A 21,392-nucleotide genomic window follows, 5' to 3' on the forward strand; every position below is an offset into this window, starting at 1 on the left:
ACCACGCCCCATCGCCCACCGCCATGAAACGCTCGCAGATCGTTGCCCGCCAATTGCAGGACACGGCCCTGCGCTACTTCCTGGAGGTGGTGCGCTGCGGCTCGATCAGCGAGGCCTCGCAGCGGTTGAACGTGGCCGGTTCGGCCATCAGCCGACACATCGCGCACCTGGAAGACCTCCTGGGCGCGACGCTGTTCGACCGCCACGCGCGCGGCATGGTGCCCAGTGCGGCGGGCGAGCTGCTGGCGGTGCATGCGCAGAAGTCCGCGCACGACGCGGAGCGCGTGGTGCATGAAATGCAGGCGCTGCAGGGCATGGAGCGCGGGCGGGTGCGCCTGGCCTCGTCGGAGGGCTTCGCGCTGGAATTCCTGCCCCGGCTCATCAGCGATTTCCGGCGGCGGCACCCGGGCATCCAGTTCCACCTGGGGGTGTTTCCGCCGGCCGAAAGCACGCGGCGCGTGCTGCTGGGCGATGCGGACATCGGCATCACCATGAGCCGCAGCGCCGAAAAGGACATCCGCATCGAGCTGCTGCAGCCCTCGCCCGTGCTGGCCGTGGTGCAGCGCGGCCATCCGCTGACGCGCTTTCAGCAGGTCAGCCTGTCGCAGCTGCAGAACCACCCCGTGGCACTGCCCGAAATGGACACCACCGTGCGGCAACTGTTCGACATCGCGTGCAGCCGCCAGAAGGTGCAGATCGACCCCGTGCTCACCAGCAACTACATCGCCAGCCTGTTCGGGTTCGTCAAGCACGAGCCCGAGGGCGTGTCCATCTCGGGCGAGATCACCATGCGCTACCAGATCGAGCGCGAGGAGATGGCCTGCGTGCGCCTGCGCGACCGGGGCCTGGACCTGCGCAACATCGAGGTGCAGACGCTGATGGGCCGCACGCTGTCACGCGCGGCGCAATCCTTTCTCGCGCACCTCAAGGAGCAATTGCAGAACGTGGCCGCGCCGCTGTCTGGCGGCTGACCGCACCCAGCGCTCAGGCCACGCGCGGCCTCAGCCCAGGCGCTTGGTGAGCAGCGCCTTGGCGGCGCGCGAGTTGGACGGCCGGCCCAGGAAGTCGCTGATGTACGCGCCCGCATCGATGAGCGCATCCAGGTCGATGCCCGTGTCGATGCCCATGCCATGCAGCATGTAGACCACGTCTTCGGTCGCCACGTTTCCCGTGGCGCCCTTGGCGTAGGGGCACCCGCCAAGGCCCGCCACGGAGGTGTCGTACTGCCACACGCCCATCTCCAGCGAGGCCAGCGTGTTGGCCAGCGCCTGCCCGTAGGTGTCGTGGAAGTGGCCCGACACCGCGTCGATGCCGTAGTGCTGCAAGGTGGCTTCCATGGCGCGCTGCACCTTGCGCGGCGTGCCCACGCCGATGGTGTCGGCCACGCCCACGTGCTGCACGCCGATCTGCTTCATCAGGCCCGCCAGGTACGCCACGCGCTCGGGCGCCACCTCGCCCTCGTAGGGGCAGCCCACGGTGCAGCTCATGGCGCCCCGCACGGCAATGCCCGCCGCGCGCGCCGCCTCGACCACCGGCGCGAAGCGCTCGATGCTCTCGGCGATGCTGCAGTTGATGTTCTTCTGGCTGAAGGCCTCGCTGGCCGAACCGAAGACGACGATCTCGTCGGGCCGCGTGGGCACGGCGGCCTCGTAGCCCTTGAGGTTGGGCGTGAGCACCGAATAGCGCACGCCGGGCTGGCGCTCGATGCCCGCCATCACCTCCACGTTGTCCGCCATCTGGGGCACCCACTTGGGCGAGACGAAGCTGGTGACCTCGATCTCCGTCAGCCCGGCCGCCTGCAGGCGGTGCACGAGACCGATCTTGACCGCGGCGGGCACGGGAGACTTTTCGTTCTGAAGGCCGTCGCGCGGACCGACATCGACGAGTTTGACGCGGGAAGGAATGCTGCTGCTCATGGGGAAAATCCTGCGGTGATGAATGCGGGGCGGCGCCCGTGGCCTAGTAGCCGCGCCGGGGGTCCACGATGCCGGCCACCGGCTCGCCGCGCTGCATGGCGGCGATCTTGCGCGCGATCTGGGCGATGCTTTCTTCGCGCAGCGTGCGGGCGGAGGTGTGGGGCGTGGTCGTGATGCGGGGGTGCGTGCGAAGCGGGTGGTCGGCGGGCAGCGGCTCGGTGCGGAACACGTCGAGCGTGGCCCCGGCCAGGTGGCCGGCGTCGATGAGGGCGATCAGGTCGTCTTCGACCAGGTGCGCGCCCCGCGCCACGTTGACGACATAGCCGCCCGGCTGCAGGCGCGAGAGCGTGTCGCGGTTCATGATGTCCTGCGTGTCGGGCGTGAGCGGCAGCAGGTTCACCAGCACGCGGCTGGTAGCCAGGAAACCGTCGAAACCCGCCGCGCCATGAAAGGCCCTCACGCCCTCCACGGCCTTGGGCGAGCGGCTCCAGCCGTTCACCGGGAACTCGAAGTGCGCCAGCGCCTTCGCCACGCGCTCGCCCAGCACCCCCAGGCCCATGACGCCGACGGAGAAGTCGCCGCGCAGGCGCGGCCGGCGGTAGGCCCAGCCCCCCGCTCGCATGTCGGCCTCGTAGGCCTCGAACTCGCGGAAGTGGCGCACCACCGCATGGCACACGTATTCGGCCATCTGCACGGCCATGCCGGCATCGTCCAGCCGCACCACCTGCGCGCCGGGCGGCAGGCGCAGCGCCAGCAGCGCATCCACGCCCGCGCCGATGTTGAAGAGCGCCTGGATGCCGGCCTGCTCGTCCATGAACTGCTGGGGCGGTGCCCAGACCACGGCGAAATCGGCCGGGGGCGCGCCCGGTTGCCAGACGGTGATGTGCGCCCCGGGGAGCGCGGCCTGCAGGCCCTGCAGCCAGGGCTCGGCCTTGGTGTGCGTACAGCAGAAGGTGATGTTCATGGCCCAGGAGCGTATCGCGGCTGCGGATTGCGCGCTGTCACGCGGGCGAGAGCTTGAGCAGTTCGGCGCCTTCGGTCACCTGGTCGCCGGGCGCATAGAGCAGCTCCTGCACCGTGCCGTCCACGGGCGCGGCGATGGTGTGCTCCATCTTCATGGCCTCCATCACGGCCAGGGCCTGGCCCTTCGTCACGGCGTCGCCCGCTTTCACGGCGAACGACACCACCTTGCCGGGCATGGGCGCGGTCAGGCGTCCGCCTTCGGACTGCGCCTCGCCCGCATGGGCCAGCAGGTCGATGGCGACGATCTGCGTGGCGCCGCGCGGCGTGAAGACGTGGTCGGTCTCCCCCTGGGCATGCACTACCGCGCGCGTGCGCTGGCCGGCGAAGTGCAGGTCCAGGCCATCGCCATCGGCGGTGAAGGCCAGCGGCCCCGCCACGGCGGCATCGCCCTCGCCCACCGCCAGCTCCATCGCGCCGCCCGCGGCGTAGGTGAGCCAGGCGTTGGCAGGCTGGCCGCCGAACTCGAACGCGAACCGGCGGCGCGTCACGCCGTGCGATTGCCAGCCGTCGCGGCGGCTGAACGGGTCGGCCCCTTCCGTGGCGCGCTCGCGCTGCAGCGTCCGGGCCACCGCTGCCGCCGCGGCCAGCGGCAGGCCCACCGGCTCCTGGTGGAACAGCACGGCCTGCTCGCGCGGGATCAGGGCCGTGTCCAGGTTGGCCTGCACGAACGAATCGGTACGGGCCACGCGGCGCAGGAACTGCACGTTGGTGGACAGGCCCACGATGCGGGTCTGCGCCAGCGCCTCGTCGAGCCGGGCCAGCGCCTGCTCGCGCGTGTCGCCGTGCACGATGAGCTTGGCGATCATCGAGTCGTAGAAGGGGCTGATGGCGTCGCCTTCGCGCACGCCGTCATCGATGCGCACACCGCCGCTGCCCAGGGGCGCGCGCTCGAAGCTGGTGGCCTCCGGCTTGCGGTACACCTGCAGCGTGCCGGTGGCGGGCAGGAACTGGTTGTCGGGGTTCTCGGCGCAGATGCGCGCCTCGATGGCATGGCCTCCGATGCGCAGCTGGTCCTGCGCCAGCGGCAAAGGCTCGCCGCAGGCCACGCGCAGTTGCCACTCCACCAAGTCCTGGCCGGTGATGGCCTCGGTCACCGGGTGCTCCACCTGCAAGCGGGTGTTCATCTCCATGAAGAAGAAGTCCATGGACCCATCGGCCCGCTGCTCCACGATGAACTCCACCGTGCCCGCGCCCACGTAGTTCACCGCGCGGGCGGCGGCCACGGCGGCGTTGCCCATCTCGGCGCGCATGGCCGGGGTCATGCCGGGGGCCGGGGCTTCTTCCAGCACCTTCTGGTGGCGCCGCTGCACCGAACAGTCGCGCTCGAACAGGTACACGCAGTGGCCCAGCGTGTCGCCGAACACCTGGATCTCGATGTGGCGCGGGCGCTGCACGTATTTTTCGATGAGCACCGCGTCGTCGCCGAAGCTGTTGATGGCCTCGCGCTGGCACGACGCCAGGGCGGCGGCGAAGTCTTCCGACCGGTCCACCGCGCGCATGCCCTTGCCGCCGCCGCCCGCGCTGGCCTTGATGAGCACGGGGTAGCCGATGCGGTCGGCCTCGCGCTGCAGCAGCGCGGGGTCCTGGTCGGCGCCGTGGTAGCCCGGCACCAGGGGCACGCCAGCCTTTTCCATGAGCTGCTTGGACTCGGCCTTCAGGCCCATGGCCTGGATGGCGGACGGGGGCGGGCCGATGAACACCAGCCCGGCATCCGCGCAGGCCTGGGCGAATTCCTCGTTCTCCGACAGAAAGCCGTAGCCGGGGTGCACGGCCTGCGCGCCCGTGGTCCGGGCCGCGTCGATGATGCGCTGCCACTGCAGGTAGCTTTCCTTGGGCGAACTGCCGCCGATGTGCACGGCCTCGTCGCATGCAGCGACGTGCTTGGCGCCGGCGTCGGCATCGGAGTACACGGCCACGGTCTTCACGCCGAGCCGGCGGGCGGTGGCCGCCACACGGCAGGCGATTTCACCGCGGTTGGCAATCAGGATCTTCTTAAACATGGGCCACCTCCGCGGTGAAACCGCCTGCGCACGCTGCGCGTGCCACGCCATTTACCGAAACGGCTGCGATGCAACCGCTTTCACCGCGGTTGGCAATCAGGATCTTCTTAAACATGGGCCACCTCCGCGGAGAAATCGCCTGCGCACGCTGCGCGCGCCACGCCATTGGCCGAAACGGCTGCGATGCGGCCGTTTTCACCGCGGTTGGCAATCAGGATTTTGGAGAACATTCAAACCACCTTCGCAGGACCGGAAAAGAGGGACGACACGCGCCGCAGCACGGCACGCAGGAACTTGAAAAGCACGATCAGCAGCAGCGCCGACAGCACCAGCATCACCACCAGCGCGATGCCGAACAGCACCGGGTGCTGCGTGGCCATCCACACGACGGCCACCACCAGGCCGTCCTCGAAGAACGACAGCAGCCAGTTGGAGAACGGCTCGGGCGAGGTGTTGGCCGCGGCGCGCGTGGTCATCTTCGTGGCCAGTGCCGTGGCCGAGAGCGAACCGCCGAGCAGCCCCGCAACGAGGCCCATGGTGGCGTTGTCGGCGCCGAACACGCCCGCGGCCAGCAACGCGCCGCCGGGAATGCGGATGACGGTGTGCACCGCATCCCAGGCGCTGTCCAGCCAGGGCACCTTGTCGGCGAAGAACTCCACGCACAGCAGCAGTCCGCTCACGGCCAGCACGGCCGGGTGCTGCAGCACGTGCAGCCCGGCAGGCAACGGCAGCCAGCCGCCCGCACCCATGAGCCCCACGAGGAAGACCACCGCATAGAGCCGGAACCCGCTGGCCCAGCCGAGCGCGGCGGCCAGCGCCAGCAGGCCTGGCAGATCCATCGCCGAAGTGGCCTGGGCCGCGCCGGCCGCCACGTCGCGGGCGGTGCCGGGGTCCACGTGCAGCCCTGCGGCGTGGAGCCACTGAACGATGTGCAGCCAGAGCGCGTCCATGGCGGGTTCCGGTGGCGCGGTCAGACCGGCAGCCAGGACGGCTTGCGCTTTTGCAGGAAGGCCTGCACGCCCTCGCGGCCTTCGTCGCTGGCGCGGATGTCGGCAATGCCCTGCACCGTGGCGGCGATGAGCGCGGCATCGATGTCGCGGCCCGCCACGTCCTGCACCAGCCGCTTGCACGCGCGCACCGCGGCCGGGCTGGCGCTGGTGAGCGCCTTGAGCCAGGCATCCACCGTGTCGTCGAGCTGCTCGAACTCCACCACCGCGTGCACGAAGCCGAGGTGCAAGGCCTCGGCCGCGCCGAAGCGCTCGGCGGTCAGGAAGTAGCGGTGGGCCGCGCGTGTGCCCATGGCGCGGATCACATAGGGGCTGATGGTCGCGGGGATGAGCCCCAGCTTCACCTCCGACAGGCAAAAGCCCGCCGTATCGACGGCCACCGCCATGTCGCAGGCCGCCACCAGGCCCATGCCGCCGGCATACACGTCGCCCTGCACGCGGGCGATGGTGGGCTTGGGGCATTCGTAGATGGTGCGCAGCATCTCGGCCAGCGCGCCGGCGTCGGCCACGTTCTCCTCGCGCGTGTAGTCGGCCATGCGGCGCATCCAGTTCAGGTCGGCGCCGGCACAAAAGGCCGAGCCCTGCGCGGCCAGCACCACGGCACGCACGTCGTCGCGGGCGCCGGCCTGCGCGAAGGCGGACGTGAGCGCGGCAATGGTTTCGTCGTTGAAGGCGTTGCGCAGATCGGGCTGGGCCAGCGTGATGCGCGCCACGGCGCCGTCATAGGCTGTCTGGACGGAGTTCATGGGTGGGTTCCTCGGTGCTCTGGAGAAAAGGGCGAACGCGGATGCGGCCGGATGCGTGCGGCGGGCGAACGTGCGGGCTCACGGCGCCTCCCACACGACATGGTCGTCCACGGCATACAGGTGGCAGGTCGCCGCCTTGGCGTTTTCGTTGCAGCGGGCCACCGCCGCGGCCATGGCATCGGCCCGGCCGTAGTAATAAGCCCAGGCGCCGCTGGGCGCGATGGCGTAGGCACGGGGCCACGGCGCCGCCAGAAACTTGCGGTAGCCCTCCCGTGCCGCATCGCGCACGTAGGGGATGGCCGACGCATCGGCGACGGGGTAGGCGTCGGTGGCCCGGGGCACGGCGCTGTCGTGCGGCATCAGCGGGATGTGCGTCACCGGCCGGGACGGCAGACCCAGGCCGGCCAGGAAGCGCTCCACCTCCGGCAGCCAGACCGGCACGCCGCTTTGCGAGGCGAACAGCCGGTGCGAATCGGTTCCGAACCGGCCATACGCCACCAACTGCGCCCGCCCACCGGCCGCCACGTAGCGCGCGTACATGTCGCGGTACAGCGAGGTGGGCCAGTACGAATCGTTGTCGCCGTAGAACCACAGCGACGGCAGGCGCGTGCCCTGGCCGTAGGCACCGAAGGCGCTGGCCAGGTTGTTTTCCCAGCCGGGGCATTGCTCCTGCCGCAGCCCGCCGGCGAAATTGATGAGCCCGCGCACACCGGGCGGGTTCAGCGTGCCCAGCGCCAGGGTGGTCAGGCCGCCGTGCGACTGGCCGACGACCACGATGCGCTGGCTGTCCGCATCCGGCAGGCCGCGCACGTAGGCCAGCGCGGCCTGCACGTCCTCGGCCTGGTTGCGGCCATTGCCTTCCACGTTGCAGCCGCTGCCCAGGTAGGCGCCCGTGGACCGCGAGAAGCCCTGGCGCATCGGGATCACCACGAGGTAGCCGCGCTCCACGAACACGCGGGCGGCCGCCAGATAGCGCGCACGCTCCTGCAGGCGCGGATTGCCGTTGGCCTTGCCGTGGTTGATCACGACGACGGGAAACGGCCCCGTGCCCGCCGGGCGGTACACGGTGGTTTCCAGCTCGGTGGCCAGCAGCCCTTCGCCCTTGGGCACCATCACGATCTGCTCGCGCAGCGTGGCATCCAGCGGGGGCGGTGTGGACGGCGCCAGCTGCGCCAGGGCGGGCAAGGCGCCCAGCAGGAGCGCACAGCGCAGCAGCCAGGCCAGGGCATGTCGGCGAAGGGTCATGGCGGGATCTGCGTCGGAGTCTTCGGCGGACCGGCCATCACATGCGGAACAGGCCGAACTTCGTGTCTTCGATGGGTGCATTGCGCGTGGCCGACAGGCCCAGCGCCAGCACGCGGCGCGTGTCGGCAGGGTCGATCACGCCGTCATCCCACAGGCGCGCGGTGGCGTAGTAGGGGTGGCCCTGGCTCTCGTACTGCTGGCGGATGGGGGCCTTGAAGGCCTCTTCCTCCTCGGCACTCCACTGGCCGCCCTTGCCCTCGATGCCGTCGCGCTTGACGGTGGCGAGCACGCTCGCGGCCTGGTCGCCGCCCATGACGGAGATGCGCGCGTTGGGCCACATCCACAGGAAGCGCGGCGAATACGCCCGCCCGCACATGCCGTAGTTGCCCGCGCCGAACGAGCCACCGATGACGATGGTGAACTTGGGCACGGCGGCGGTGGCCACGGCGGTGACCATCTTGGCGCCGTTGCGCGCGATGCCCTCGTTCTCGTACTTGCGGCCCACCATGAAGCCGGTGATGTTCTGCAAGAACACCAGCGGGATCTTGCGCTGGCAGCACAGCTCGATGAAGTGCGCGCCCTTGAGCGCGGACTCGCTGAACAGGATGCCGTTGTTGGCGATGATGCCCACGGGCATGCCCTCGATGCGCGCGAAGCCCGTGACCAGCGTGGTGCCGTAGCGCGCCTTGAACTCGTCGAACTCGCTGCCGTCGACGATGCGGGCGATGATCTCGCGCACGTCGAAGGGCTTGCGCGTGTCCACCGGAATCACGCCGTACAGCTCATCCGCTATGAATTTAGGAGCAACGGAGGCATGCAATTCCCCGGCATGGGCCTTGTTTCTATTCAAATTGCGCACCGCGTTGCGGGCCAGCTGCAGCGCGTGCAGGTCGTTTTGCGCCAGGTGGTCGGCCACGCCGGACAGGCGCGTGTGCACGTCGCCGCCCCCTAAGTCCTCGGCCGTCACGACCTCGCCCGTGGCCGCCTTCACCAGCGGCGGGCCGCCCAGGAAGATGGTGCCCTGGTTCTTGACGATGATGGATTCGTCGCTCATGGCCGGCACGTAGGCGCCGCCGGCGGTGCACGAGCCCATCACCACGGCGATCTGCGCGATGCCCTGCGCGCTCATGTGCGCCTGGTTGTAGAAGATGCGGCCGAAGTGATCGCGGTCGGGAAACACTTCGTCCTGGTTGGGCAGGTTGGCGCCGCCGGAATCCACCAGGTAGATGCACGGCAGGTGGTTCTGCGCGGCCACCTCCTGCGCGCGCAGGTGCTTCTTCACCGTCATGGGGTAGTAGGTGCCGCCCTTCACCGTGGCGTCGTTGCACACCACCATGCAGTCCACGCCGCTCACGCGGCCGATGCCGGCGATCAGCCCGGCGCCGGGCGCGTCGTTGTTGTACATGTTGAGCGCGGCCAGGGGCGCCAGTTCGAGGAACGGCGTGCCGGGGTCCAGCAGCATCTGCACGCGTTCGCGCGGCAGCAGCTTGCCGCGGGCCGTGTGCTTGGCGCGGGCGGCTTCGCCGCCGCCCTGGGCCACCTGGGCGGTGCGGGCGCGCAGGTCATCGACCAGGGCGCGCATGGCGGCGGCATTGGCCAGGAAGTCGGCCGAGCGGGCATTGAGTTGGGATTCGAGGATCATGCGGTGGTGCTTTCCTGCAGGCCGAGCTGTTCTTTCATGGCGTCGCGGATCTTGAATTTCTGGATCTTGCCGGTCACCGTCATCGGGAACTCGGCGACGAATCGGATGTAGCGCGGCACCTTGTAGTGCGCGATCTGCCCCTTGCAGAACGCGCGGATGTCGTCCTCGGTGGGTGCGGCCGTGCCGGGCTTGGGAATGATCCAGGCGCACAGCTCTTCGCCGTACCGGGCATCGGGCACACCCACCACCTGCACGTCCTGCACCTGCGGGTGGCGGTAGAGAAACTCCTCGATCTCGCGCGGGTACACGTTCTCGCCGCCGCGGATCACCATGTCCTTGATGCGGCCGACGATGTTCACATAACCCTCGGCATCCATGGTGGCCAGGTCGCCGGTGTGCATCCAGCCGGCATCGTCGATGGCCTCGCGGGTCCTGGCCGGGTCGTCCCAGTAGCCGTGCATGACCGAGTAGCCGCGCGTGCACAGCTCGCCGCGCTCGCCCACGGGCACCACGGCGCCGGATTCGGGGTCGATGATCTGGATCTCCAGGTGCGGCTGCACCTGGCCCACGGTGGACACGCGCTTGTCCAGCGGCGTCTCGGTGCTGCTCTGGCAACTGACCGGGCTGGTTTCGGTCATGCCGTAGGCGATGGTGATCTCCGACAGGTGCATGTCGCTCACCACGCGCTTCATCACCTCGATGGGGCACGGCGAGCCGGCCATGATGCCGGTGCGCAGCGTGGACAGGTCGAACTCGGCGAAGCGCGGGTGGTCCAGCTCGGCGATGAACATGGTGGGCACGCCGTGCAGGCCGGTGCAGCGCTCGGCCTGCACCGTCTCCAGCACCTTGAGCGGATCGAAGCCGTCGCTCGGGTACACGATGGCCGCTCCGTGCGTGAGGCAGGCCAGGTTGCCCAGCACCATGCCGAAGCAGTGGTACAGCGGCACGGGAATGCACAGCCGGTCCTCGGGGGTGAGCCGCATGCACTCGCCGATGAAGAACCCGTTGTTCAGGATGTTGCGGTGCGTGAGCGTGGCGCCCTTCGGAAAGCCCGTGGTGCCGCTCGTGAACTGGATGTTGATGGGGTCGTCGGCGCCCAGCGTGGCGGCCACGGCATCGATGCGTGCATCCTGCGCGTCGCCGCGCGCCACCAGTTCGGAAAACCGCAGCAGTCCGGGCGGGTCGCCACCGCCCGCCGCGTCTCCCGGCGCGCCGTCGATCCACACCACCGTGCGCAGCTGCGGCAACCGGTCGGACTGCAGTGCGCCAGGCGTGCCGGCGGCCCACTGCGGCGCCAGTTCGCGCAGCATGCCCAGGTAGTCGCTGGTCTTGAAGCGCGCCATCGTCACCAGCGCCTTGCAACCGACCTTGTTGAGCGCGTATTCCACCTCCGAGGTGCGGTAGGCGGGGTTGATGTTGACCAGCACCAGGCCCACCTGCGCCGTGGCCAGCTGCATGAGCACCCATTCGGCGTTGTTGTGCGACCAGATGCCCACCCGGTCGCCCGGGTTCAGGTCCAGCCCCAGCAGCGCGCTGGCCAGGCGGCGCACCTCGGTGTGCAGCTGGCCGTAGGTGTAGCGCAGGCGCTGGTGCACGCTCACCAGCGCCTCGCGGTCCGGCTGGCGCTGCGCCATGTCGCTGAAGAAGGCGCCGATCATCTGCTCGATCAGGGGCACCGCCGTGCTGCCGCGTGCAAAGGCGGAAGTCAACGGGGCAGTCGGGCTCACTGGGTCCATGGCAATGTCTCCTCGTGTGGCACGCCCCCGGCCCGGCCGGGAACGGCGATGGGCCGCAGCATACGCCCGCCCGGGCCCGGACCGCATGACAGATGGGGTCACAAAGGTTGCAATATGCGCCACGCAAGGCAAACTCCCCCCATGCCCGAACCCGCCACCGCCCTGCCCCGCACCGCCCCCCATGCGCCCACCGCCGCCACGCCCATGGCCTTCGTGCGGGCCATCGTGCAGGCCTACACCCAGCGCGGCATGGATGCCTCGGCCGTGCTGCGGCAGGCACAAATCACGCCATCGGACATCGCGCATCCGCACGGGCGCATCACGGCGCTGCAGATGGAGCAGCTCTCCGACGGCGCCATGCGCGAACTGGACGACGAGGCCCTGGGCTGGTTCGGCCGGCGCCTGCCCTGGGGCAGCTACGGCATGCTGGCGCGGGCCTCGATCAGCGCGCCGCACCTGGGCCTGGCCCTGCAGCGCTGGTGCCGCCACCACGGCCTGCTGACCGACGACATCGCCCTGCACCTGACCAGCGACGGCGCCACCGCCACGCTGGCGATCACCGAACACCGCGACCTGGGCACGCTGCGCGAGTTCTGCCTGGTCTCGATGCTGCGCAACGCGCTGGGGCTGGCCTGCTGGCTCATCGATTCGCGCCTGCCGCTGCAGGGCGCGGATTTTCCCTTCGCGCCGCCGCCGCACCAGGCGGCCTATCCGCTGCTGTTCGCCGGCCCCATCGCCTTCCGCGCGCCGCATGCCGCGCTGCGCTTCGATGCGCGCTACCTGGCAATGCCGCTGCAGCGCGACGAGAACGCGCTGCGCACCATGCTGCAGCGCGCGCTGCCCCTGACCGTGCGCCAGTACCGGCGCGACCGCCTGCTGGTGCAGCGCGTGCGGCAGGCGCTGGCAGCCGACACCGGCACGCTGCAGGGCGCGGACGCACTGGCCGAGCGGCTGCACCTGTCGCCGCGCACGCTGCACCGCCAGCTCAAGGAAGAAGGCGCGTCGCTGCAGGCGCTGAAAGACGAGGTGCGCCAGCACCGCGCCATCGAATGGCTGCACCGCACCGACCGGCCGATCAAGCAGGTGGCGCAGGCCGCGGGCTTCCTCAACGAAAAGAGCTTCATCCGCGCGTTTCGGGGCTGGACGGGGCAGTCCCCCGCCGCGTTCCGCCGTGCCGCCCGGCTCACAGGCGGGGGTTGATCCGGCCAGGGCCTGCGACCTATGCCTTGCCGGTGCTGGCCTCGTCCGCAATGGGGCGCACGAACAGCTTGGCATAGCTGCGCAAGGTGCCCGATTGCGACAGGTCGTCGGTGATGAACGCCCGGTACTTGGCGCTCAATGCGTCGCCCGACGCGCCACTGCCGTGGTTGACCTGATCGAGAAAATCCTGCCGCATCTGCTGCAGTTGCACGTGCGACATGCCGCGGTCCTTCAGCGCCTGGAACGCCGCCTCCCGCTTCATCCCGGCGAGGGCGATGGGCTTGGCTCCTGCGGCCGCGGGCACCGCCGCCGGCTCCTGCTGCACCTTGGCGGAGGGCTTCGGCGCCTCCTGCCGCCCGGCGCCCGCATTCGGCCGGGGACCTGGATTCGGCCGGGGCTCCGCTTGCGGCCGGGGACCGTTGTCTGGCTTGGGGCCGGCATCCGCCTTGGCACCTCCGGCGTCCGCTTTCGGCGGGGGCGGCAAAGCCGTCAGAAAATCCACCACACCGGCGGTGTCGTTCAATAACAACTGCTTCAGTTCCGGCTCGGTGAAGTTCTCGCGCAGCCGCTGCCAGTTCTCGGCACGGACCTCGGGGCCCTTGCCCTGGGCATGCCCGCCCAGGATCGCCACGAGATCCTTCAGCCTCGGTGGGTCCATGCGGTCGATCTCATGCAACTGGAACACGGCCAGCACCTGGGCCGCAGGCGATTTGGGCAGCGCCGGCGCCGTCAGGAACTTCATCACGTCGGCGGTCTTCTTCAACAGCAACTGCTGCAGCTCAGGCCCTTTGAACTGGCTGCACAGCAGCTTCCAGTTCCTGGCCAGCAGCGCGGGGTCCACGCCCAGGGTGCGACCGCCCAGGAGCTTCGTGAACTGCTTGACCTGCATCGGGCTCATGCGGTCGACTTCGTGCAACGGGATGCTGGACAGCACCTGCGCGACCGTCGGCTTTACCGGAACGATCGGTGGCGCGCCCGGCCGCCGGGCATGGGCGCTGGCGTGTCCCGCGAACTTCTGCGGAGCAGGCCCCCGTCGGTCGGTGGCAGTGGCGCTGTCGGCCGGGTGGCCCGCCGCCCTGCGCTGGGGCATCGGCCCCGTGCCCGCACCGGGCTTGGAGCGGCCCTGCCGTGCAGGCTCCCGGTACTCCGGAACGGCGTTGGCCCCGCGTTCGGAGGCGCTGTTGAAACGGGAGAAAAGGTTCTTGGGAAACTGAATCGACATGGGCGGCTCCTGAGGGAGGGCAGCAAGCGGTGCCGCGCACCACGTCCCATCCCACCGCTTCGGATCGTGGGAGCAAAAACCCCGGACCTGCCGCGGCGGAGCGAACCCATGCCCCGTGCTGCGAAGGCGCGTCGGCATGGCCGCCCCGGTCACCCGCCCCGACGGCACCGGCAGCCCGTGGCCGCCGTGCCGCCGCCTCTCCTTCAACCCAGCAGTTCGGGCAATTCGGCCATGTGGAGCATCACATGCACCGCCCCGGCGGCGCGCAGCGCCTGGGCCGACCCATGTCCCACGGGCGCCGGGCTGTAGCCGACCACCGTGGCGCCCGCCGCCACGCCGGCCTGCACGCCCGTGACCGAGTCCTCCACCACCAGGCAGCGCGCCGGCGCCACGCCCAGCGCGGCAGCCGCGGCCAGGTACACATCGGGCGCGGGCTTGGTGCGGGGCATTTCGTGGCCGCTGAAGACGCGGCCCTGGAAGAACGACGTCAGGCCCACCTTGGCCAGTTGCAGCTCCACCTTGAAGCGGTCGGCGCCCGACGCGCAGGCGATGCGCACACCGAGCCGCGCATGCACGGCCCGCACGGCATCGGGGGCGCCGGGAATGGGGCCCAGCTCGGCCTGCAGCGCGGCATTGCGGCGCGCATAGAAGTCGGCCATCCAGGCGTCGGTCAGCGGCTGGCCGGTTTCGGCCTCGATGCGCGCCGCCTCGCTGCGCACGGCCTTGCCCAGGAAGATGGCCAGGCATTCCTCGGGCGTGAGCGACCAGCCCGAGGCTTCGAGCCGGTCGCGCAGCACGCGGTGGGTGATGGGTTCGCTGTCCACGAGCACGCCGTCGCAGTCGAACAGCACGGCGTCGTAGGAAGAGGGCAGGACGGATGGGGGCATGGCAGGGTCGGGGCGGGAACGCGCAGGATCGGCGCGAGGGTGCAGGCAGCACAGGCACTGCGTGCGATGCATCCGGCGGCGCCGAAGCCGGCGCCGCTGGAAACCAGCCCCGGAATCTACCGCATGCCTGCGGCGGCCCGGACGCTGCCGATCTTTACGGGTAGGTGATGCCCGCCAAGGGGTTGCGCATCGCGAGCGCGCCCCCGACCGAGACCGAGAACCGCGCACTCTGGCTGGTGCCGACATCGGTGACACCCAAGTCGCTGTAATAGAACAGGCCCTGGGCCGCCCGCGCATTGAACTGGGACTGCAGCTGCGCCAGGCTCTGCGCACCGCTCGACGGCTCCACGCTGTAGCGGATGGCACCGCTCTGGGCCGCGCTCTTTTCGAAGATGCTCGCGCTCGCGCCTGCCTGCAGCACGAAGTCTCCGATCCACAGGCGGCCTTGCCCGCCCTGCTCGTCCAGCCGCTGCCGCAATGCGTCGCCGTAGGTGGCTGGGGACGACGGCAAGCCGTCCAGGCCCACGTAGGCATAGGTATTGGCCGACGAATCCTTCATGTAGAGGTTGAAGGATTCACTGCCTGCCACCATCGGCCCCACCAGGCGAAAACCGCGCGCGCCCTGCGCGTTGAGCTGGGCCACGAAGCCGTCGCGCGACAGTGCGGACGACATGGGCTGCCGCTCATAGGTGTAGGTCAGGGACTTGGAGGTGTCCTTCACGAAGAGGCCGCGGATGCCCGATGCCGAACCGAACGACAAAGGCGCCTTGTACGCGAAGCCGCCCGCGCCCTGCTGGTTGAGCAGCGCGTCCGCCGTGGCGGGCTGTGCGATGGCCGCGTACTGCAGGCGCGAGCCGGCATGGGCCGTGTCCTGCAGGTAGAAGTCGCCCGATGCCTGCGCGCTGCCACCGGCATCGGCCACGAAGGTGGAAACGAACGCGTAGCCCTGGGCGCCCTGGGCGTTCATGGCCGCCAGGGCGGCATCCATCGACGTGGCCGCGCTTTCCTGGCGGTATTGGCCGGTCACGCTGGCGGGGGCCGGGGCGGGCGACGGCGCCGGGGCGGGCGTGGTCGGCTCGGGCGAGGGGGCGGGTGCGGGCGTTCCCGGGGCGGTCGGTGCCGTGGGGTCGCCGCTGCCGTCGCTTCCGCCGCAGGCGGCCAGCAGCGAGACGATCAAGGCCGCAGCCGTTCGGCGGGTCAGGTCCGCAGTGTTCATGTTTTGTTTCCTGAAAAGGGGGTTGAACAGGTGCCCTCCCGGGAGGGAGAACACCCACGATCGCAGCGGACGCGCGTGGTCCGGCACACAGGCGCCGGCACGCCCCTGCGTCGGGGTGACTGGCATCAAAGCAACGGACGCGGACGATATCCGCCCGGTTCGGTACAAGGAGCGGGTGATTTTCAGTACATTGCATCCCATGCCCTCCCCCCTTTCGGGGGGTATTTGTTACGCGGTGCACCGGTTCCGAGGGCGGGCAGCCTGCACCGGCACGGAAGTTTCCTTGAGCTTTTCTGACTCCCAGCGCCCTGGCGGCGACCCCTACGGGCTGGTCGTGGACGACCACCCTCTCGTCGCGCACGGCATGGCCGCGTTCCTGCGGTTACACAAGAAACTGGACGATGCGGTGAGCGCAGGCAGCCCGCCCGAGGCCCTGCGGACCATCGCCCAACGCGGCGCCCCCGCCATCGCACTGGTGGATTTCTGGCTGGCCGACGGGGCCACCGACCTGTTCGTGCGCGACGTGCTGGCACTCGCGCCGTCCACCCGCGTGCTCATGGTGAGCGGCGACAGCCATCCGGCCATCGTGCTCAAGGTGCGGGCCAGCGGCGCCCATGGCTTCGTTCACAAGCAGGAGGCGCCCGAGGCGTTCGCCGCCGCGGTGAGCGCGGTGCTGGACGGCGGCACCTGGTTCGACGCCGCGCCGGACGGCCCCCCGCCCGTGGCCGACACGCCGCTGGCGCGCGAGGTGCCGTTGGCCCCGGCCGACCTGGGGCTGACGCCGCGCCAGGGCGAGATCCTCGCCCTGCTGCTGCAGGGCCTGCCCAACAAGCCCATCGCCGCCGCGCTGAACGTGTCCGAGCACACCGTCAAGGAGCATGTGACGGCCATCCTGCACAAGCTGCAGGCGCGTAACCGGGTCGAAGCCATCGCCAAGCTGCGCGGCGTGCGGCTGGAAGTGCCGCCAGCGCACTATCCGCGCTGAGCCCCCGACCGAGCCGCCCGCCGGGTCACGCCGGGTCCGTGCGCGCCAGCCAGCGCGAGAGCACCGCGTGCAGCGCCTGCGGCGCCAGCGGCTTGCGGAACACGAGGTAGCCGTCTTCCTCGGCCTGCACCAGCGCCGGGGCGTCGTGCTCGCCGCTCACCATGGCGCCGTGCGCATGGCCGCAGCGCGCCAGCAGCGCCTGCAGCACGGCCAGGCCGCTCTCGCCCGCGCCCAGCCGGTGGTCGCACAGCACGGCATCGGGCACGAAGCCGCCGTCCACCCGGGCCATGGCCTGCGCCCCGGTGGCCGCCCATTGAACCTGCAACCCCCACGACTGCAGCAGTTGGGACAGCGACGTGGCGATCTGCGGGTCGTCCTCCACCAGCAGGCAACGCCCCTGCAGCGAGGCCATGCGTTCGGCCCAGGGCGCCGCCGGCTGCAGCAAAGGCTCGGCCGGCAGCGGACCACCGGGCTGCGCCGCCGGCAACTCCAGCCAGAAGCACGAGCCCCGGCCTGGCGTGGATTCGAACCCGTGCCCGGCGCCGATCAGCCCCGCCGAGCGGGCCACCACCGACAGCCCCAGGCCGTGCCCTTCGGCCTGCTGCACCTGCGCCTGATCGCTGCGGTAGAACGGCGCATAGATGCGGTGGCGGTCCTTGGGGGCGACGCCCGCGCCGGTGTCCCACACCTCGATGCGCCAGCGGCCACCCCGCGCCCGCGCCCCCAGCAGCACCCCACCCGAGGCCGTGTAGCGCAGCGCGTTCTGCGCCAGGTTGAACACCATCTGGCGCAGCAGTGCCGGGTCGCCGCGCACCGCCGCCTCGCGCTGGCGCGGCAGGCGCAGGCGCAGGTGCAGGCCGCGCAGCTCGGCGTCCGGCGCGAACACGGTGGCCACGTCGTCGAACAGGGCGCGCAGGGACACGGTCTCCTCGCGCACCGTGAAGGTGCCCGACTCGATGCGCGACAGGTCCAGGAGCGCGTTGAACATGAAGTTCAGCGACCGCACGCAGCTCTGGACGTCCTGCAGCACGGCGTTCAGGCGAACGTCGCCGTTGCGCTGCAGGGCCGTTTCCAGCAGCAGGCCCATGGCGTGCAGCGGCTGGCGCAGATCGTGGCTGGCGGTGGCGATGAACCGGTTCTTTTCCTCCAGCGCGCGTTCGGCAGCCTCCTTGGCGGCGCGGTACTGCTCGGCCAGTTGCGCTCGCTGGCGCTCCATCTCCACCTGCTGCACCACGAAGCGGCGCGATCCCCAGGCATGGCGGCACAGCACGGCGCCGTACAGCAGCATCAGCGGCAGCAGGTAGTGCCAGCGCTGCGGGAAGTACCAGTAGATCGCCAGCGTGGGCGGCAGGTAGCTGGCCACGAAATAGCGCCAGAAGATGACCGGCACCGGGGCGAGGAACGTCGTGGCCGACGCGATGACCGCGCACAGCACCATGTACAGGAAGAGCCGGAATTCGAGCGGGGCCGCGGACATCGTGAGAAAGACGGGCAGCGTCCACATCAGCCCCGTCCCCAGGGACCGCCACTGGAAGATGCGCTCCCATTTGGGCACGGCCACCGCATCGGGCAGCGCGGCGTCGCGCTGCAGGCCGCGGCGCAGGCGCAGCAGCCCCAGGGCCACGACCCCGAAGAGCACCCACCAGGCGATCAGCGGACCGGGCGGCGCGAAGCGGCTGTAGAACCCCACCAGCACGCCGGGGATGACCACCGCGGCGATCTCCGAGGAGCCGCGCGAGGCCAGCGACTGCAGCAGCCGGCGGCGCACGGCCAGGTCCAGCGCCTGCCCGTCGGCCCCCTCGATCCCGCCGGCCCGGGATGCCAGCGGGCCCAGCACGTCGGGGAATGCGGGCACGGAGGCGGAAACGGGCGTCACCGCGCCGCTGGAGCGATCGGGCATGCGGCAGCGCCTAGCGGAGGTCGCCGTCCACGTAGAACCAGCGCCCGTCCTGCCGCACGAAGCGGCTCAGTTCATGCAGGCGGTGGGCACGGCCGCCGGGCATGCGCTGGCGGGCGACGAACTCGACCTCGGCGCGCTCGCCATCAAGGCGGCGGTGCGCACGCACTTGCAGGCCCAGCCAGCGCACGCCCGGATCGAACGCCACCTGCGCGGGCCGGTGCGCGGCCTCCCAGGTGGCCAGCAGGTAGGGCGCCTGCTCGCGCACGAAGGCGGTGTAGCGCGAGCGCATGAGGCTTTCCGCATCGGGTGCTGGGGTGGTGTCGAAGTGGTCGATGTAGCGGCCGCAGCAGTCGGCATAGGGCAAGGGCCGGTGCTGCGGCGAGGGGCCGCAGGAACGGCCGCAGGGGCACGCGGCCAGGCCCTCGGGCGGGGCGGGCGGTCGTGGGGTGGCCGGGCTCACCGTCTCGCCCCCGTCATTTCAGCGCCCCGAACACCTTGCGCAGGATGGCGCTGCCCGAGCCGACCGGGTCCTGGCGGATCTTCTTTTCCTCCTCGCCGATCATGAGGTAAAGGCCGTCCAGGGTCTTGCCCGTGACGTGCTGCGACAGGTTGGCATCTTCCTGCCGGATCAGGCCGAACCCCGCAGCCTTGCTGGCGAAGGCGTTGTACTGCTGCGTGAGCCCCACCTGCTCGATGGCGCGGTTCACCACGGGCAGGAAGCGCTCGCCCAGTGGCGCCCGGGTCCTGCGCGCGAAGAACTCGGTCACCGAGGTTTCGCCACCGGCCAGGATGCCCTTGGCATCGGTCACGGTCATCGTCTGCACCGCGCCCACCAGCAGGTCACGGCCCATGGGCACGGCCTGCTCGGCCGCGCGGTTCATGGCGGTCACCAGTTCGTCGATGCGCCGGCCCTGGCCGAAGCGGCGCATCAGCTCCGCGGCTTTTTCCAGGCGCCCTGGCAGCGCGATGCGCACCTGCGGGTTGCCCAGAAAGCCGTCGGGCCGCCCGAGCAGGGAAACGGCGGCCTGCGCGCCCTGTGCCAGCGCGGCTTTCACGCCGCTGGCGGCATCGGCGCCGGACAGGTCGCCCAGCGACAACGCCAGCGCTTGGCCGCGGGCGGCCAACAGCCCCAGGGCCAGGGCCCCGGCGCCTGCGCGGTGGTGGAAGGTGCGACGCTGCATGGCGGTCCTTTGCTGCAAAAACGGAAAGCAAGAAAGCGGCCCGGCTCGGGCCCGAGGGGCGCATTCTTGCAGATGGCACACTGCACCCCGCCCATGTCGGGCGCAACTGGAGAATGGCCATGTTGGCAATGAGCGTGCCGTGGTGGGAATTCATCGTTCGCGGGGTGATCGTGTACCTCTTCCTGCTGGTCTTCCTGCGCCTGACCGGCAAGCGCCAGACCGGGCAGACCGCGCCGTTCGACCTGGTGCTGCTGCTGATCCTGTCGAACGCGGTGCAGAACTCGATGAACGCGGGCGACAACTCCCTGGTGGGCGGGCTCATCTCGGCCCTGACCCTCATCGCCTGCCATGTGCTGCTGGCCCAGTTGACCTTCCACTTCCCGCGCCTGGCGCACCTGGTGGACGGCAAGCCAGAGGTGCTGGTGCAGGGCGGCCAGGTGAACGCCGCGCTGATGCGCAAGGAACTGATCTCCACCGAGGACCTCGCCGCCGCGCTGCGCGCCGGGGGCAGCCTGCACCTGCACGAGGTGGAGCGGGCCACCATCGAGACCAACGGCCAGATCACCGTGGTGCTGCGCGAGCGGGGCACGGGATCATGACAAAATAGGCCTCCAGCGCAATACCTTCTAGGGCATATAGCTACAAATTTAATAGCAAATATGACCCAGATCATTGCCTCCTTCTTCGTTTCCCACCACTCCACACTTCTCTGGATCCCATCGGAACACCCCATGAATCTTCTGCTCCTGAGCAACTCCAGCAGCGACGCAGGCTATCTCACCCATGCGCTGGACTGGGTCCGCGACTGGGCCGCGCTGCCCTCCGGTCCCGGCGGCGCGGACGCCGGCGAGGCGCTCTTCATTCCGTTCGCCGGCGTCACGCGCGGCTGGAACGACTACGAGGCCCTGGTGGCGCAGGCCCTGCGGCCGCTGGGCCTGAACATGCGGTCGGTGCACCACGCGGCCGATCCGCTGGCCGCCGTGCAGGGCGCGCGCCGCATCGTGGTGGGCGGAGGCAACACCTTCGCGCTGCTCGGCCACCTGCGCCGCCAGGGACTGCTGCCCGCGATCGCCGCCCGGGTGCGCGCCGGCGATGCGTCGTACCTGGGGTGGAGCGCGGGCTCCAACATCGCGTGCCCCACCATCCGCACCACCAACGACATGCCCATCACCGACCCCGGCGGCCTAGAGGCGATGGGCCTGGTGCCGTGGCAGATCAACGCGCACTACACCGAAGCGCATCCGCCCGGCCACCGCGGCGAAACGCGGCAGGAGCGCCTGCAGGAGTTCTGCGCGCTCAACCCCGACACCCCCGTGCTGGGCCTCCCCGAGGGCACGGGCGTGCGGGTGCGGGGCAGTGCGCGGACCCTGCTGGGCGATTCGCCCGCGCGGCTGTTCCATGGCGCGGCCACGCCCCGGCTGCTGAACGCGGGGCCGCTGCCCGCTGACCTCTGAACCAGCGGCTGCGTTCGCGCCGGGCGCCCAAC

General features: G+C 70.4%; 21 protein-coding genes. 5 read left to right on the forward strand and 16 right to left on the reverse strand.

What is annotated here, in order from left to right; all coding sequences use genetic code 11:
* The first annotated feature begins 23 nt into the window (after window positions 1–23).
* Window positions 24–971, forward strand: coding sequence for a LysR family transcriptional regulator (locus M5C96_RS22195; RefSeq protein WP_336297870.1), 948 nt, complete (start codon window positions 24–26; stop codon window positions 969–971).
* A gap of 30 nt (window positions 972–1,001) precedes the next feature.
* Here M5C96_RS22195 and M5C96_RS22200 read toward each other — a convergent pair whose 3' ends face one another.
* The 10 genes from M5C96_RS22200 to M5C96_RS22245 all read right to left on the reverse strand — a co-directional run bounded on the left by M5C96_RS22200 (window position 1,002) and on the right by M5C96_RS22245 (window position 11,315).
* Complete coding sequence (locus tag M5C96_RS22200) at window positions 1,002–1,916, reverse strand: hydroxymethylglutaryl-CoA lyase (protein WP_272565316.1); 915 nt, start codon at window positions 1,914–1,916, stop codon at window positions 1,002–1,004.
* 43 nt (window positions 1,917–1,959) lie between these two features.
* Window positions 1,960–2,880 (reverse strand): 2-hydroxyacid dehydrogenase, encoded by a 921-nt coding sequence (locus M5C96_RS22205; protein WP_272565317.1) that lies wholly within the window; start codon window positions 2,878–2,880, stop codon window positions 1,960–1,962.
* 37 nt (window positions 2,881–2,917) lie between these two features.
* On the reverse strand, window positions 2,918–4,939 hold the full coding sequence (locus M5C96_RS22210) for an acetyl-CoA carboxylase biotin carboxylase subunit (protein WP_272565318.1): 2,022 nt from the start codon (window positions 4,937–4,939) through the stop codon (window positions 2,918–2,920).
* Window positions 4,932–5,054 carry a hypothetical protein gene (locus M5C96_RS22215; protein WP_272565319.1) on the reverse strand — a complete coding sequence of 41 codons (123 nt, stop codon included), beginning with the start codon at window positions 5,052–5,054 and terminating at the stop codon, window positions 4,932–4,934. Before M5C96_RS22215 ends, M5C96_RS22210 begins: the two co-directional genes overlap by 8 nt.
* On the reverse strand, window positions 5,047–5,169 hold the full coding sequence (locus M5C96_RS22220) for a hypothetical protein (RefSeq protein ID WP_272565321.1): 123 nt from the start codon (window positions 5,167–5,169) through the stop codon (window positions 5,047–5,049). Before M5C96_RS22220 ends, M5C96_RS22215 begins: the two co-directional genes overlap by 8 nt.
* Window positions 5,170–5,889, reverse strand: coding sequence for a DUF4126 domain-containing protein (locus M5C96_RS22225; protein ID WP_272565322.1), 720 nt, complete (start codon window positions 5,887–5,889; stop codon window positions 5,170–5,172).
* Window positions 5,890–5,909: 20 nt separating this feature from the next.
* Entirely contained in the window at window positions 5,910–6,692 is a 783-nt protein-coding gene (locus M5C96_RS22230) for an enoyl-CoA hydratase/isomerase family protein (protein ID WP_272565323.1), read from the reverse strand.
* A 78-nt stretch (window positions 6,693–6,770) separates the two neighbouring features.
* Window positions 6,771–7,937 (reverse strand): dienelactone hydrolase family protein, encoded by a 1,167-nt coding sequence (locus tag M5C96_RS22235; RefSeq protein WP_272565324.1) that lies wholly within the window; start codon window positions 7,935–7,937, stop codon window positions 6,771–6,773.
* A 37-nt stretch (window positions 7,938–7,974) separates the two neighbouring features.
* Window positions 7,975–9,579, reverse strand: coding sequence for a carboxyl transferase domain-containing protein (locus tag M5C96_RS22240; protein WP_272565326.1), 1,605 nt, complete (start codon window positions 9,577–9,579; stop codon window positions 7,975–7,977).
* Entirely contained in the window at window positions 9,576–11,315 is a 1,740-nt protein-coding gene (locus tag M5C96_RS22245; RefSeq protein WP_272565328.1) for an AMP-binding protein, read from the reverse strand. The genes M5C96_RS22240 and M5C96_RS22245 overlap by 4 nt, the downstream gene beginning before the upstream one ends.
* Window positions 11,316–11,456: 141 nt before the next feature.
* On the opposite strand from M5C96_RS22245, the gene M5C96_RS22250 reads away from it, so the two are divergent.
* Complete coding sequence (locus tag M5C96_RS22250) at window positions 11,457–12,515, forward strand: AraC family transcriptional regulator (protein ID WP_272565330.1); 1,059 nt, start codon at window positions 11,457–11,459, stop codon at window positions 12,513–12,515.
* Between the two features lie 19 nt (window positions 12,516–12,534).
* Here the strand turns inward: M5C96_RS22250 and M5C96_RS22255 are convergent, their stop codons facing one another.
* The 3 genes from M5C96_RS22255 to M5C96_RS22265 form a co-directional block, all read right to left on the reverse strand.
* Window positions 12,535–13,737 (reverse strand): hypothetical protein, encoded by a 1,203-nt coding sequence (locus M5C96_RS22255; RefSeq protein ID WP_272565331.1) that lies wholly within the window; start codon window positions 13,735–13,737, stop codon window positions 12,535–12,537.
* Between the two features lie 203 nt (window positions 13,738–13,940).
* Window positions 13,941–14,624 (reverse strand): HAD family hydrolase, encoded by a 684-nt coding sequence (locus M5C96_RS22260; protein WP_272565332.1) that lies wholly within the window; start codon window positions 14,622–14,624, stop codon window positions 13,941–13,943.
* Window positions 14,625–14,778: 154 nt separating this feature from the next.
* Window positions 14,779–15,840 carry a hypothetical protein gene (locus M5C96_RS22265; protein WP_272565333.1) on the reverse strand — a complete coding sequence of 354 codons (1,062 nt, stop codon included), beginning with the start codon at window positions 15,838–15,840 and terminating at the stop codon, window positions 14,779–14,781.
* A 364-nt stretch (window positions 15,841–16,204) separates the two neighbouring features.
* On the opposite strand from M5C96_RS22265, the gene M5C96_RS22270 reads away from it, so the two are divergent.
* Entirely contained in the window at window positions 16,205–16,825 is a 621-nt protein-coding gene (locus M5C96_RS22270; protein ID WP_272569817.1) for a response regulator transcription factor, read from the forward strand.
* Window positions 16,826–16,850: 25 nt separating this feature from the next.
* On the opposite strand, the gene M5C96_RS22275 is transcribed toward M5C96_RS22270, so the two are convergent.
* Genes M5C96_RS22275 through M5C96_RS22285 form a run of 3 tightly spaced genes read right to left on the reverse strand, consistent with a single transcriptional unit; the run spans window position 16,851 to window position 19,906 of the window.
* Window positions 16,851–18,725 (reverse strand): ATP-binding response regulator, encoded by a 1,875-nt coding sequence (locus M5C96_RS22275; RefSeq protein ID WP_272565334.1) that lies wholly within the window; start codon window positions 18,723–18,725, stop codon window positions 16,851–16,853.
* A gap of 10 nt (window positions 18,726–18,735) precedes the next feature.
* Window positions 18,736–19,185, reverse strand: a complete 450-nt coding sequence (locus M5C96_RS22280; RefSeq protein ID WP_442867334.1) for a YchJ family protein — start codon at window positions 19,183–19,185, stop codon at window positions 18,736–18,738.
* Between the two features lie 13 nt (window positions 19,186–19,198).
* Window positions 19,199–19,906: a DUF4197 domain-containing protein gene (locus M5C96_RS22285; RefSeq protein ID WP_272565335.1), complete on the reverse strand. Its 708-nt coding sequence runs from the start codon at window positions 19,904–19,906 to the stop codon at window positions 19,199–19,201.
* Between the two features lie 119 nt (window positions 19,907–20,025).
* On the opposite strand from M5C96_RS22285, the gene M5C96_RS22290 reads away from it, so the two are divergent.
* Both M5C96_RS22290 and pepE read left to right on the forward strand, forming a co-directional pair.
* On the forward strand, window positions 20,026–20,505 hold the full coding sequence (locus M5C96_RS22290) for a DUF421 domain-containing protein (protein WP_272565338.1): 480 nt from the start codon (window positions 20,026–20,028) through the stop codon (window positions 20,503–20,505).
* Between the two features lie 132 nt (window positions 20,506–20,637).
* Entirely contained in the window at window positions 20,638–21,360 is a 723-nt protein-coding gene (gene pepE / locus M5C96_RS22295; protein ID WP_272565339.1) for a dipeptidase PepE, read from the forward strand.
* Window positions 21,361–21,392 lie beyond the last annotated feature (32 nt).

The organism is Acidovorax sp. GBBC 1281 (assembly GCF_028473645.1).
In the GTDB taxonomy this organism is placed as follows: Bacteria; Pseudomonadota; Gammaproteobacteria; order Burkholderiales; family Burkholderiaceae_C; genus Paracidovorax.

Coding starts and splice junctions, on each gene's coding strand:
- pepE (WP_272565339.1), top strand. CDS start 20,638: ATGAATCTTCTGCTCCTGAGCAACTCCAGCAGCGACGCAGGCTATCTC.
- M5C96_RS22240 (WP_272565326.1), bottom strand. CDS start 9,579: ATGATCCTCGAATCCCAACTCAATGCCCGCTCGGCCGACTTCCTGGCC.
- M5C96_RS22270 (WP_272569817.1), top strand. CDS start 16,205: ATGGCCGCGTTCCTGCGGTTACACAAGAAACTGGACGATGCGGTGAGC.
- M5C96_RS22195 (WP_336297870.1), top strand. CDS start 24: ATGAAACGCTCGCAGATCGTTGCCCGCCAATTGCAGGACACGGCCCTG.
- M5C96_RS22255 (WP_272565331.1), bottom strand. CDS start 13,737: ATGTCGATTCAGTTTCCCAAGAACCTTTTCTCCCGTTTCAACAGCGCC.
- M5C96_RS22210 (WP_272565318.1), bottom strand. CDS start 4,939: ATGTTTAAGAAGATCCTGATTGCCAACCGCGGTGAAATCGCCTGCCGT.
- M5C96_RS22260 (WP_272565332.1), bottom strand. CDS start 14,624: ATGCCCCCATCCGTCCTGCCCTCTTCCTACGACGCCGTGCTGTTCGAC.
- M5C96_RS22200 (WP_272565316.1), bottom strand. CDS start 1,916: ATGAGCAGCAGCATTCCTTCCCGCGTCAAACTCGTCGATGTCGGTCCG.
- M5C96_RS22275 (WP_272565334.1), bottom strand. CDS start 18,725: ATGCCCGATCGCTCCAGCGGCGCGGTGACGCCCGTTTCCGCCTCCGTG.
- M5C96_RS22215 (WP_272565319.1), bottom strand. CDS start 5,054: ATGTTTAAGAAGATCCTGATTGCCAACCGCGGTGAAAGCGGTTGCATC.
- M5C96_RS22235 (WP_272565324.1), bottom strand. CDS start 7,937: ATGACCCTTCGCCGACATGCCCTGGCCTGGCTGCTGCGCTGTGCGCTC.
- M5C96_RS22250 (WP_272565330.1), top strand. CDS start 11,457: ATGCCCGAACCCGCCACCGCCCTGCCCCGCACCGCCCCCCATGCGCCC.
- M5C96_RS22290 (WP_272565338.1), top strand. CDS start 20,026: ATGTTGGCAATGAGCGTGCCGTGGTGGGAATTCATCGTTCGCGGGGTG.
- M5C96_RS22220 (WP_272565321.1), bottom strand. CDS start 5,169: ATGTTCTCCAAAATCCTGATTGCCAACCGCGGTGAAAACGGCCGCATC.
- M5C96_RS22285 (WP_272565335.1), bottom strand. CDS start 19,906: ATGCAGCGTCGCACCTTCCACCACCGCGCAGGCGCCGGGGCCCTGGCC.
- M5C96_RS22230 (WP_272565323.1), bottom strand. CDS start 6,692: ATGAACTCCGTCCAGACAGCCTATGACGGCGCCGTGGCGCGCATCACG.
- M5C96_RS22205 (WP_272565317.1), bottom strand. CDS start 2,880: ATGAACATCACCTTCTGCTGTACGCACACCAAGGCCGAGCCCTGGCTG.
- M5C96_RS22265 (WP_272565333.1), bottom strand. CDS start 15,840: ATGAACACTGCGGACCTGACCCGCCGAACGGCTGCGGCCTTGATCGTC.
- M5C96_RS22225 (WP_272565322.1), bottom strand. CDS start 5,889: ATGGACGCGCTCTGGCTGCACATCGTTCAGTGGCTCCACGCCGCAGGG.
- M5C96_RS22245 (WP_272565328.1), bottom strand. CDS start 11,315: ATGGACCCAGTGAGCCCGACTGCCCCGTTGACTTCCGCCTTTGCACGC.